Raw genomic sequence first — 12,153 nt, forward strand, 5'->3', positions numbered from 1 at the left:
CCCGTGCCGGCGCCGCGACGGGCGCCGGCACGGGACCAGGTCAGAACGCCGAGGCGATCACCAGCTCGCTGGTGCGGTCGGGGAGCAGGTCGAGCTTGCCGATCCGGCCGGCGGCCCGCAGGTCGTCCGAGATCAGCGTGAGCTTCTCCAGCAGCGCCGCCGGGCCGAGGGCCTCGGCCAGCGGCACCTCGGCCCGCATCGAGAGCTTCCGCTCCGACTTGGCCCGCCGCACCTGGCTGAGCGCGTCACCGGCGAGCCGGAGCAGTTCCGGGTCGCCCGTCCCCTCGATCGCGCGACCCACCTCGTACGTGGTCGGCCACGGGGCGCGGTGCACCGAGCCGTACCGCCACCAGGACCAGACCTCCTCGGTGACGTACGGCAGCACCGGGGCGAACAGTCGCAGCTGCACCGACAGGGCGGTGGCGAGCGCGGCCCGGGCCGAGTCGGCGCCCGCCCCGGTGCCGTAGGCGCGCTCCTTCACCAACTCGATGTAGTCGTCGCAAAACCGCCAGAAGAACGCCTCGGTGGCGAGCAGGGCGGCGGTGTGGTCGTACGCCTCGAAGGCGGTCGTCGCGGCGGTCACCACGCCGGAGAGTTCCGCGAGCATGGCCCGGTCCAGCGGTTCGGTCGCGGCGGCCCGTAACGCGTCGGCGGCGCCCAGCCCGAGGGCGAACTTCGACGCGTTGAGCAGCTTGGTGGCGAGCCGGCGGCCGATCTTGATCTGGGCCGGGTCGAAGGCCAGGTCCATGCCGGGCTTGCCGCTCGCCGCCCAGTACCGCACGGCGTCCGAGCTGTGCTGCTTCAGTAGCGCCAGGGGAGTGACCACGTTGCCCTTGGACTTGGACATCTTCTTGCGGTCCGGGTCGAGGATCCAGCCGGACAGCTCCGCGTCGCGCCACGGCAGCACCCCGTGCTCCAGGTGCGACCGGACGATGGTGGCGAAGAGCCAGGTGCGGATGATGTCGTGTCCCTGCGGGCGCAGGTCCATCGGGAAGACCCGGGCGAACAGGTCCGGGTCGGTCTCCCATCCGCCCACGATCTGCGGGGTCAGCGACGAGGTGGCCCAGGTGTCGAGCACGTCCGGGTCGCCGACGAAGCCGCCCGGCCGGCCGCGCTGCGACTCGTCGTAGCCCGGCGGTGGGTCGGTGGACGGGTCAACCGGCAGCGCGGACTCGTCCGGCGTGAGAGGGTGGGACCAGACCGGCTCGCCAGCGTCGTCGAGCCGGTACCACACCGGCACCGGCACGCCGAAGTAACGCTGCCGGCTGACCAGCCAGTCACCGGTCAGGCCGCTCACCCAGTGGTCGTAGCGGTGTCGCATGTGCTCCGGCACCCAGTGCAGCTCCCGGCCGCGTGCCAGCAGCCGCTCGCGCAGCTCCGGGTCCCGACCACCGTTGCGCAGATACCACTGCCGCGTCGAGACGATCTCCAGTGGCCGGTCGCCCCGCTCGTAGAACTTCACCGGGTGGGTGATCGGGCGCGGCTCGCCGACCAGGTCACCCGCGTCGGCCAGCATCCCCACGATCTCCCGGCGGGCACCGGCGACGGTCTGCCCGGCCAGGGCCGCGTACGGCTGCGCGGGCACGCCGGCCGGCGGCTCGGGCAGCAGCCGGCCGTCCCGGCCGATCACCACCCGGGTCTCCAGGTGCAGCTCCCGCCACCACGTCACGTCCGTCAGGTCGCCGAACGTGCAGACCATCACCAGGCCGGTGCCCTTCGCCGGATCGGCCAGCGGATGGGCGTGCACCGGCACCTCCACTCCCAAGAGCGGGCTGCGCGCGGTGGTGCCGACCACGTCGGCGTAGCGTTCGTCGTCCGGGTGGCAGACCAGCGCCACGCACGCCGGCAGCAGCTCGGGCCGGGTGGTGTCGATCAGCAGGTCCCGCCCGTCGGCGCCGGTGAACCGCAGCCGGTGGTACGCGCCCGGGCGCTCCCGGTCCTCCAGTTCGGCCTGCGCCACCGCGGTGCCGAAGCCCACGTCCCACAGCGTCGGCGCCTCCGCCTGGTACGCCTCGCCGCGGGCCAGGTTGCGCACGAACGCCCGCTGGCTGGCCGCCCGGGCCGCCCGACCGATCGTGGTGTACGTCAGCGTCCAGTCCACGGAGAGCCCGAGCCGTCGCCACAGCGCCTCGAAGACCTGCTCGTCGGCAACGGTCAGCCGCTCGCAGAGCTCGATGAAGTTGCGCCGGGAGATCGGGGTGGGGTTCTTCCGGGCCTCGTCGGAGACCGGGGTGGCCGGTGGTCGCCAGACCGGGTCGTACGGCAGCGCGGGGTCACAGCGCACCGCGTAGACGTTCTGCACCCGCCGCTCGGTGGGCAGCCCGTTGTCGTCCCACCCCATCGGGTAGAACACCGTCCGACCGCGCATCCGCTGGAACCGGGCGACCGTGTCGGTGTGCGTGTACGAGAAGACGTGCCCCATGTGCAGCTCGCCCGATACGGTCGGCGGAGGCGTGTCGATCGCGTATACGTCCGAGCGCTCCTTCGAGCGGTCGAACGCGTACGTGCCCTCCTCCTGCCAGCGGCGCGCCCAGGTCTCCTCGAGCCCGTCCAGGGTCGGACGCTCGGGGACGCCGGTGCGGGCCGTCCTCGCCGTATCAGTCATCCTGCGATCGTAGGCAGGCGCCAACGGCGGGACCACGAGTTAACCGCGTGCCACGAGGTAATTCGTGCCCACGATCACCGCAGCGACTGCTGCCACTGCCGGTGCAGGGCGGCGTACCGGCCGTCGGCGGCGGCCAGCCGGTCCGGCGGGCCGTCCTCGACGATCCGGCCGCCGTCCAGCACCAGCACCCGGTCGGCGATCTCCACGGTGGAGAGGCGGTGCGCGATGACCAGGGCGGTGCGGTCCCGCAGGATGGTGCCGAGCGCCCGCTGCACGAGCCGCTCCGTCGGGACATCCAGCGACGACGTCGCCTCGTCCAGGATCAGCACCGTCGGGTCGGCCAGGAACGCGCGGGCGAACGCGACCAGCTGCCGCTGACCTGCGGAGAGCCGGCCGCCGCGCCGGTGCACCTGCGTGGCGTAGCCGTCGGGCAGCGCCGCGATGAAGTCGTGCGCCCCGATCGCGCGGGCCGCGTCCCGCACCGCGGCGTCGTCCGCGTCCGGGCGGCCGAACCGGATGTTCTCCTCGACCGTGCCGCTGAACAGGTGGTTCTCCTGGGTCACCAGTACCACCGCTCGGCGCAGGTCGGCGTCGGCGACCGCGCGCAGGTCGACCCCGTCCAGGCAGACCGTGCCGGCGACCGGGTCGTGGAAGCGGGCGACCAGCTTGGCGATCGTCGACTTGCCCGCGCCGGTCGGCCCGATCAGCGCGACGGTCTGCCCGGCCGGCACGGTCAGCTCCAGGTCGGTGAGGATCGGCGCGTCCGGCCGGTAGCCGAACGAGACGGCACGGAACGCCAACGCGCCCCGGACGGACCCCGCGGGCAGCGGCACCGGCCGGGCCGGTTCGGCCACCGCGGGTCGCTCGTCGAGCACCCCGGCCAGCTTCTCCAACGCCGCCGTCGCCGACTGCAACGAGTTGTAGAACTGGCTCAGCTCCTGCATCGGCTCGAAGAAGCGACGCAGGTAGAGCAGGAACGCGGCGAGCACCCCGATCTCCATGCCGCCGTCGAGCACCCGAGCGCCGCCGTAGCAGAGCACCACCGCCACCGTCACGTTCCCGATCACCTTGATCCCGGGGGAGTACGTGGCGATCAGCCGGAACGCGTGCAGGCTCGTCCGGCGGTAGTCGTCGCCGAGCGCCTCGAAGATCCTCTGGTTGCGCGGTTCCCGCCGGTACGCCTGCACCGCGCGGATGCCCCGCATCGACTCGACGAAGTGGACGATGACCAGCGCCACCGCCTCGCGGGTGCGCCGGTACGCGCCCGCCGAGGCGCGGGCGAACCAGCGCGACAGCCAGAACAGGAACGGGAAGGCGAGCAGCGTCACCGCGGCCAACGGCAGGTCCAGCCACAGCAGGATGCCGGCCACCGACAGGATCGACAGGCCGGCGAGCACCAGGCTGTCGATGCCCCCGTCGACGAGCTCGGCGATCGAGTCGAGGTCACTGGTCAGCCGGGAGACCATCCGACCGGACGTGTACCGCTCGTGGAAGGCGACCGACAGGCGCAGGAAGTGCCCGTACACCCGGCGGCGCAGGTCGAGCAGGACGGCCTGGCCGATCCGCGCGGAGAGGGTGAGGAAGCCACGGCGGGCCGCGTACTCGGTCAGCGACGCGACGACGAACGCGCCGGCCACCGCGACCAGCGGGCCGGGGTCGCCGGCCCGCAGCGGCGCGATGCCCCGGTCGATGCCGACCATGACCAGGTACGGCCCGGCCATCGCGGCGCCGTTCTGGGCCAGCAGCAGCCCCACCGCCACGGTGAGCCGGCCCCGGTGCGGTCGCAGCAGGTCACCCAGGAGCGCCCGGCTGCGCGTCCGCAGGCGGGCGACCGCCTCCGGGCTGCTGTCCTCGGCACGGCTGCGGTCGGCGTCCGGGTCGGTCGCCTGGCCCCGCCACCGGGTCAACTCGTCACCGGTGTCCCCGTCGCCCGGCCCGGGTCGGGCCGGCGCCGTTGCGGGCGGTGCGCCCTCCGGCGCCGGAGCCGGGGGAGGGGGCCGCCGGTCGGGCTGTCGCAGCGGCCAGCGGGAGCGGCCGGAGCCGCGGACCGGCCCGCGACCGGACGCGGGTGTGGTCACGACCGCACCAGTCCACGCCCGTCCGAGGGACTGTCCGCGATCCGTCCCGGCGGGTCCGGATCGTCGGGCGGCGGGTCGGCGGAGAGCAGCGCCCGGTACGCCGGCACGGTGGCGAGCAGCTCCGAGTGGTCGCCCACGGCGCTGATCCGGCCACCCTCCAGCAGCGCCACCCGGTCGGCCAGCGCGATGGTCGACGGTCGGTGCACCACCAGCAGCGCACTGGTCTCCCGCAGCACCCGTTTCAGCGCCGCCTCCACCAGCGCCTCGGTCTGCACGTCGAGGGCGGACAGCGGATCGTCGAGGACCAGGAGCGCGGGGCGGCCGAGCACCGCCCGCGCGAGCGCCAACCGCTGCCGCTGCCCGCCGGACAGGGACAGTCCCTGTTCACCGACCCGGGTGCCGAGCCCCCACGGCAGTTCGTACGCGAAGTCGGCCTGGGCCAGCGCGAGCGCGGCCCGGACGTCCGCCTCGTCCGCGTCCGGCCGACCGAGGGTGAGGTTCTCGTGCACCGACATGGAGAACAGGGTCGGCTCCTCGAACGCCACCCCGATCAACCGGCGCAGCGAGTCCAGCCGGAGGTCGCGCAGGTCGTGGCCGTCGAGCGTGATCCGGCCGCCGGTCACGTCGTGCAGCCGGGGCACCAGGGAGAGCAGGGTGCTCTTGCCGCAGCCGGTGGCGCCGACCAGGGCCAGCGTCTCGCCCGGCTCGACGGTCAGGTCGATCCCGCGCAGGACCGGCTCCGGGCTGCCCGGGTAGCGGAAGTGCACCTGCTCGAACCGGAGCCGCCCCCGCACCCCGGAACGGACCAGCGCGACCGCCCTCGGGGCGTCCACGATCTCCGGTGGGGTGTCGAGCACCTCCTGGATGCGGTCGGCGGCGGTCGCCGCCTCCTGCCCGTTCGCGATGATCCAGCCCAGCGACTGCACCGGCCAGATCAGCATGAGCTGGAGCGTCACGAAGGCGACCAACTCGCCGATCGTGAGCACGTCACGCGCCGCGGCGGCCGCGCCGGCGACCAGCACCACCCCGAGGGTCAGGTTCGGCACCAGGTCGAGCAGCGCCGACGTGCCGGCCAGCAGCCGACCCTTGCCGACGCCGGTGTCGTGCAGGGTGCGGGCCGCGCCGGCGAACCGGCCCGCCAACTCCGGCCCCCGGCCGTACGCCTTCATCGTCCGCAGCCCCTGCGCGGTCTCCTCCACCAGCGTCGCCACATCGCCCTGCTGGTCCTGCATGCGCCGGGACGCGGCGTGGTAGTGCCGGGCGAACCGGCGACTGATCAACAGCAGCGGCACCGCGCTCGCGGCCACCAGCAGGCCCAGCGCGGGGTGCAGCCGGATCAGCAGCACCACCACGACCGCGTACGTGGCCAGGTTGAGCACCAGGAAGAACAGGCCGAAGGAGAGGAACCGCCGGATCACCGACAGGTCGCTGGTGATCCGGGAGAGCAACTGGCCGGACTGCCACCGGTCGTGGAAACTGGCCGGCAGCCGTTGCAGGTGGGCGTACACGTCGGCGCGCAGCGCCGCCTCCATCCCCACGGCCGAGGACGACTGCACCCACCGGCGCAGGAAGATCAGCACCGCCTCGGCCAGCCCGAGGAGCAGCGCCAGGCCGCCGAGTCGCAGCAGCCCGGCAGGGTCGTCGTGGGCGACCGGCCCGTCCACGACGCGCTGCACCACCAGGGGAACGGCGATGCTCGCCGCCGTGGCGGCCAGGCCGGCGACCAGCAGCCAGCCGAACTCTGCCGCGTACGGGCGCAGGTAGTGGCGCAGCCGCCAGAGGTTGTGCACCGGGTGGGGGCCCGCGGCGACCCGGGCGGCCGGGACGCCGTCGCTCTCCGCAGGCACTACCCGACGGTAGCGGCAAAAGTGAATCCCGCCGGTGTCAGCTTGCCGTCAACCGCCGCTCATGACCGAGAAGCCACTTCTTCACGTCCAGGCCCCAGCGGTAGCCGCCCAGCGTCCCGTCGGTGCGCAGCACCCGGTGGCACGGCACGAAGAGCGCGGCGGCGTTGCGGGCGCAGGCCGCCGCGGCCGCGCGTACGGCCAGGGGGCGGCCCGCCAGCCCGGCGAACGCCGTGTAGGTGACCGGCTCGCCCGGCTTCACGTCGCGCAGCACCTCCCACGCGTGCGTCAGGAACGCGCCGCCGGTGCGCTGCTCGACCGGCACCGTGTCGATCGCGGCGAGGTCACCGTCCAGGTAGGACCGGACGGCCACGCTGACCGGGCCGAGGTCGGCCCGGTGCCGCAGCGGTGCCCGCAGCTCGGGGTGCACCAGGGGGAGCAGTGTCTCGGGGTCACCGGTGAAGCCGGCCGCCCGTACCGCCCCGTCGGGGCCGGTCAGGATGCTCAGCGGGCCGGCCGGGGTGGCCAGCACCGCACTGTCGACAGTGGTCATACCGTTCTCCAGAGTCGGATCGTCGCGTACGACCGCCAGGGGCGCCAGCGGTCCGCGTACGTGTCGAGGGTCTTCGGGTCGTCGGGCAGACCCCGCGCGGCCGCGCCGCGCCGGACCGCCAGGTCGGTGGGGAGCAGGACGTCCGGGTCGCCCAGGGCGCGCATCGCGACGTAGCCGGCCGTCCAGGGGCCGATGCCGGGCAGGGCCACCAGCCGGCGTACGACGTCGTCGCGGTCGCCGCCCGGTGCGAGGTCCAGGTCGCCGTCGGCCACCGCCCGGGCCAGCGCGCGAAGGGTCTCCCGCCGCGCCACCGGCATCCCGAACGCCTCATCCGGCAGCCCAGCCACCTCCTCGGCCGACGGAAACCCCCGCAGCTCCCGGCTCGGCTCCCCCGGCCCGCTCGACTCCCCCCGGTGATCATGAATTTGTTGCCGCGACACGCCGACGGTGGCGGCAACAACTTCATGATCGACCAGGTCGGTAGGGGTGTGGACGGGGGCGGGCGTGTGGGTGAGTAGGCGGGTCAGGGTGGTGCGGGCCGCCGACACCGAGACCTGCTGGCCGACGACCGCGCGGACGGCCATCTCGAAGCCGTCCACCGAGCGCGGCACCCGCACGCCGGGCTCCGCGGCCACCGCGTCGGCGAACGCCGGGTCGGCCGCGAGCGTCGCGTCCACCGCCACCGGATCCGCGTCCAGGTCGAGCAGGCGCCGACAGCGCGCGACCGCCGGGGCCAGGTCGCGGAGGTCGGCCAGGCACAGGGTGGCGGCCACGTGCCCGTCCGCCGGCGTCAGCGCCACCTCGGCCACGCCGTGCGGCAGCCGCAACCCACGCCGGTACGTGCCGTCGCGGACCTCCTCCACCCCGGGCAGCGCGCGCAGCGCGAGGAAGTCCAGCAGCGCGCCCGCGTGCAGCGGCGGACGGTACGCGAGCCGCAGCGCGATCGTCCCGCCCCCGGGTGGCGGGGAGTGCGTTCCCCGGCTCCGCCGCAGGTCGCTCGGCGCGACCCCGTACACGTCTCGGACGGTGTCGTTGAACTGCCGTACGCTGCCGAACCCGGCCGCGAACGCGACCTCCGCCATGCCGAGGCCGGTGGTCTCGATCAGGATCCGAGCGGTCTGCGCCCGCTGTGCCCGGGCCAGCGCGAGCGGCCCCGCGCCCATCTCCGCGCGCAACATCCGGTGCAGGTGCCGCTCGGTGTAGCCGAGTCGGGAGGCCAGCCCGGGCACCCCGTCGCGGTCGACCACCCCGTCCGCGATCAGCCGCATGGCCCGGCCCACCACGTCGGCGCGTACGTCCCACTGGGGTGACCCGGGAGCCGCGTCCGGGCGGCAGCGCCGGCAGGCCCGCAGGCCGGCTCCCTGCGCGGCCGCGGCGGACGGGAAGAACCGGACGTTCTGCCGCTTGGGCGTGGTGGCCGGGCAGGACGGCCGGCAGTAGATCCCGGTCGACGTGACGCCCGTGTAGAACCAGCCGTCGAACCGCTGGTCACGGCTGTCGACCGCCCGGTAGCACCGCTCGAAGTCCAACTCCACGTCACCGATGATGCTCCGCCCCGGCGGCTTCCGGCTGGCGGGAATCGGACCTGGCCGTGCAGTGACCGGCGGCGGGCGTCACCGCCGCCGGTCGCCCCGGCCACCGCCGCGTCGGGCGGACGACCCTCGGCGGTCCGGCCCACCCTGCCCCCGGCCGCCGGCGTGCCGGGAGCCCGACTCGTGACCGTCGGCCTGCCGAGCGCCCGCCTGGCGGGTGAGCAGGGCGGGCCGGAAGACGCCGTCCGGGTCGTACCGGCGCCACAGCGCGGCGACCCGCCGGCCGGTCTCCCCCGGGTAGATCCGGTCGAACGCGGCCCGGTCCGGTCGGCTCTCGAAGTTGACGTACGCGCCGTCGGCCCGCGCCGCGATCGGCCGCCAGGCGGCGTCCAGCGCGGCGCCGCCCTGCGGCGGGAAGACCGAACCGATGACCAGCGTGTCCTGGTGCCGGTGCGGGTAGGCGGTCGCCGTCGGGTCGACGTCGTTGACCGCCCCGCCGACCGACCGCAGCTGCACCACGGCCCGGCTCGGCCCGGTCGTCGCCCGCATGATCGCCCGGGCGCTCGCGTCGTCCATCGTGAGCAGGCTGTTGGTGGTGGTGCTCGCCTGCTGCCCCACGTTCGGGTGCAGGTGGCCCATCGGCACCAGCGCCGGGTAGGGCGCCAGGTCGTTGCGGTGGTCGAGCAGCCGGCCGATGGAGAGCAGCGGCTCGGTCATCGGCCGGACCCGGCGCAGGCTCTCCACGGCGGCGATGGCGGTGATCTGCATGATCGCCGTGCGTCCCTGTGCGTAGAGGACGACGGCCGTGCTCAGCTCCCGGGGCGCCCGGCCCAGGTGATCGGCCCACTGCCGCACCGTCGCGCCGTCCGGGCTCGCCTCGACGACGATCTGGGCCAGGCCGACGTTGCGGACCTCCTCGGCCTGGAGCTCGAACGCCACCACGATGCCGGCGCCCGCGCCCGCGCCGCGGACCAGCCAGAACAGCTCCGGCTCGTGCTCCGCGTCCGCGCGCACCAGCGTGCCGTCGGCGAGCACGACCTCCACCGCCCGGACGTGGTCGATGGTCAGGCCGTACCGGCGGACCAGCCAGCCCACGCCCCCGCCGGTGGCGAGGCCGCCGACCCCCACGTTGCCGTGGTCGCCGGAGCTGATCGCCAGCCCGTACGGCGCCAGCGCCTTCGCCACCATCGCCCACCGCGCGCCCGCCTCGACGCGCACCAGTCGGGCGCGCTCGTCGAGCACCTGCACCCGGTTGAGGGCGGACAGGTCGATGACCAGGCCGCCGTCGTTGGAGGAGTTGCCGGAGAGGCCGTGGCCGCCGCTGCGTACGGCGATCGGCAGGCCGCGCTCGCGGGCGTAGCGGACCGCCGCGACGACCTGCTGGGTGGTCTCCGGGAGCAGGATCTCGGCCGGGGTGTGCCGCGTGGTGTACGTCGAGCGCAGCATCGCGTACCGGCGGTCGCCGGGTGTCACGAGCTTGCCGGTGAGTGAACCGGGGAGGACCAGGTTCGGGGTCATCGTTGCTCCCTGATCTCGCGCACCTGTTCGCGGACCGCCGGGATCACCCGGTCGGTGAACGCCCGCAGCTGTGCGCGCGGCGACATGATCGGCCAGAAGATGAACGTGTCGAAGCCGAGGTCGACCGCCCAGCTGACCAGCGTATCCACCCAGAGCTGGACGTCCCCGACCAGGCCGGTGCCGCCGCCCCGCGGCCCGATCGCGCCGATCACGTTGTAGATCCGGCGGATGTCCGCCGGATCGCGTCCGGCGGCGCGGGCGGCGTCGTCGATGATCTGCTGCCGGGAGGGCACCTCGGCGGGCGGTACGTAGATGTTGAGCGGCGAGATCCAGCCGTCGGCGTGGCGCCCGGCGACGCGCAGCATGCGTGGCCGCTGGCCGCCCAGCCAGAGCGGGACCGGTGCCGGCGGGACGGGTCCGCCCGCGTACCCCTCGATGGTGTGCTGGTCGCTGTCGACCCGCACGGCGCCGCCGGCGAGCGCGCGGCGCATGATCTGCAACCCCTCGGCGGTGTACGTGATCGTCTCGGCGGCGCTGCGCCGCGGACCGCCCATGGCGGCGACGGCGTCCGCGCTCGGACCCCCGCCCACGCCGAGGACGACTCGCCCGCCGGTGAGCACGCTGAGCGACGCGCCGGCCTTGGCGAGCATGGCCGGCGGACGCAGCTGGAGGTCGGCGACGTCGGTGAGGAAGGAGATCCGGTCGGTCTCGGCCGTCAGGTGACTGATCATGGTCCAGGCGTCGAGGTGGCCGGGTTGGTAGACGTGGTCCTGGACAGCGAGGTACTCCATGCCGCTGTCCGCGGCGGCCCGGGCCAGATGTCGCGTCTCGGCCAGTTTGTCGGCGGACGGATCGAGGCTCAGACCGAAGGTGATCGGGTGTTGGTAGTCGGTCATGAGTCAAGGGTCGGCAGCCGTCGAGGAGTGGGCAAACCCGAGGTTAGCTACTAACATTCGGTAAGTGACGAACGCTCAGGACGCCGTCTACCGGCGATACCAGGACATCGACGACACTGGCTGCCGCGTCTTCCAGGACGCTCTGGAGCTGGTCGGCCGGCGGTGGACCGGAGCCATTCTGCTCGCCGGGATGCGCGGTGCGCGCCGGTTCGGGGAGTACCGGGCCGCCGTGACCGGAATCTCCGACCGGCTGCTCGCCCAGCGGCTCAAGGAACTGGAGAACGACGGCCTGATCGAGCGGACGGTGATCCCCAGCTCCCCGGTCCAGATCCGCTATGCCCCGACCCGCGACGGAGGCCAGCTGATGGCCCTGCTCCAGCCGCTGATCGACTGGAGCCACCGCCGCCGGTCCACGCCGTCCGGGTCACCGCCGGCCGCCGACTGATCGGGCTTCCTGCGGTGCCCGTGCCTTCTGTGGTGCTGGCGGTGCGTGCCGGCGGCGAAAGTGTCGGTCGTGGACGATACGGTCCGGCCACCAACTCAAGAAGGGTGCGGCGATGGCGAGCGTGGCGGGTCCGGGGGCGACGCGGAGCGAGCACCCTCCGCTTGAGCGGGCCGTCCTCGACGAGTTCTACCGTCGCATGCGTGCCGTGGCCCCGGCCGCGGTCGGCGCGATCGGGCGCGATCGCGCCGACGACCCGGGTCGACCGTTCGCCGACACCGCCTGCGGGCGCCTGGTCCGCTCGCTCGACGAGGGAGGGCTGCGGGCCCTCGGCATGTGGGCGCACCACTGGTGCATGCGGTTCTACGACGGCGACACCCGCGTCGGCCTGCGCCTGGTCCGGGAGATCGCCCGTCGGTCCGCGTTGGGCTGGACGGCCGACGAGGTGCGCTGGATGCTGCGCGAGTCGCACGCCGCCGGGCCGGCGGCCGCCGGCCGCTTCACGCTCCCGCTCGCCGCCGCCGCCGAGGTGGGCCCCGACGTGATTCCGCGCGACGAACTCGCCACCGACCCCCGCGCCCCGGCCGGTTGGCCGCCTGCGGGTCCGGTCGTGCCCCGCCAGCTCCGCCGCGCCTGACCCTCGGTCCGTGGCGGGCGCTGGCCTAGCGCGGTGGCCCCGACCGCC

Annotated in this window: 9 protein-coding genes; 2 read left to right on the forward strand and 7 right to left on the reverse strand. The window is 74.3% G+C overall.

Annotated elements, in window-relative coordinates:
* Positions 1–40 precede the first annotated feature (40 nt).
* The 7 genes from valS to GA0070620_RS26265 form a co-directional block, all read right to left on the reverse strand.
* Positions 41–2,605: a valine--tRNA ligase gene (valS, locus tag GA0070620_RS26235; protein ID WP_091595188.1), complete on the reverse strand. Its 2,565-nt coding sequence runs from the start codon at positions 2,603–2,605 to the stop codon at positions 41–43.
* A 74-nt stretch (positions 2,606–2,679) separates the two neighbouring features.
* On the reverse strand, positions 2,680–4,623 hold the full coding sequence (locus GA0070620_RS26240) for an ABC transporter ATP-binding protein (protein WP_377520128.1): 1,944 nt from the start codon (positions 4,621–4,623) through the stop codon (positions 2,680–2,682).
* 56 nt (positions 4,624–4,679) lie between these two features.
* On the reverse strand, positions 4,680–6,530 hold the full coding sequence (locus GA0070620_RS26245; protein ID WP_091595191.1) for an ABC transporter ATP-binding protein: 1,851 nt from the start codon (positions 6,528–6,530) through the stop codon (positions 4,680–4,682).
* Between the two features lie 37 nt (positions 6,531–6,567).
* A complete protein-coding gene (locus GA0070620_RS26250) occupies positions 6,568–7,080 on the reverse strand; it encodes a methylated-DNA--[protein]-cysteine S-methyltransferase (protein WP_091595193.1) in 513 nt (170 codons plus the stop codon).
* Positions 7,077–8,615 carry a DNA-3-methyladenine glycosylase 2 family protein gene (locus tag GA0070620_RS26255; protein WP_091595195.1) on the reverse strand — a complete coding sequence of 513 codons (1,539 nt, stop codon included), beginning with the start codon at positions 8,613–8,615 and terminating at the stop codon, positions 7,077–7,079. Before GA0070620_RS26255 ends, GA0070620_RS26250 begins: the two co-directional genes overlap by 4 nt.
* A 78-nt stretch (positions 8,616–8,693) precedes the next feature.
* Complete coding sequence (locus tag GA0070620_RS26260; RefSeq protein ID WP_091595197.1) at positions 8,694–10,130, reverse strand: FAD-binding oxidoreductase; 1,437 nt, start codon at positions 10,128–10,130, stop codon at positions 8,694–8,696.
* Complete coding sequence (locus tag GA0070620_RS26265) at positions 10,127–11,026, reverse strand: LLM class flavin-dependent oxidoreductase (RefSeq protein WP_091595199.1); 900 nt, start codon at positions 11,024–11,026, stop codon at positions 10,127–10,129. The genes GA0070620_RS26260 and GA0070620_RS26265 overlap by 4 nt, the downstream gene beginning before the upstream one ends.
* Positions 11,027–11,090: 64 nt before the next feature.
* On the opposite strand from GA0070620_RS26265, the gene GA0070620_RS26270 reads away from it, so the two are divergent.
* Together GA0070620_RS26270 and GA0070620_RS33805 are read left to right on the forward strand one after the other, a co-directional pair.
* Entirely contained in the window at positions 11,091–11,471 is a 381-nt protein-coding gene (locus GA0070620_RS26270; RefSeq protein ID WP_091595201.1) for a winged helix-turn-helix transcriptional regulator, read from the forward strand.
* Between the two features lie 112 nt (positions 11,472–11,583).
* The gene (locus GA0070620_RS33805) at positions 11,584–12,105 is read left to right on the forward strand and encodes a hypothetical protein (RefSeq protein ID WP_231921979.1); all 522 of its coding nucleotides are present in this window, start codon (positions 11,584–11,586) and stop codon (positions 12,103–12,105) included.
* Positions 12,106–12,153 lie beyond the last annotated feature (48 nt).

Origin of the sequence: Micromonospora krabiensis (assembly GCF_900091425.1) — a bacterium.
Taxonomy (GTDB): domain Bacteria; phylum Actinomycetota; class Actinomycetes; order Mycobacteriales; family Micromonosporaceae; genus Micromonospora; species Micromonospora krabiensis.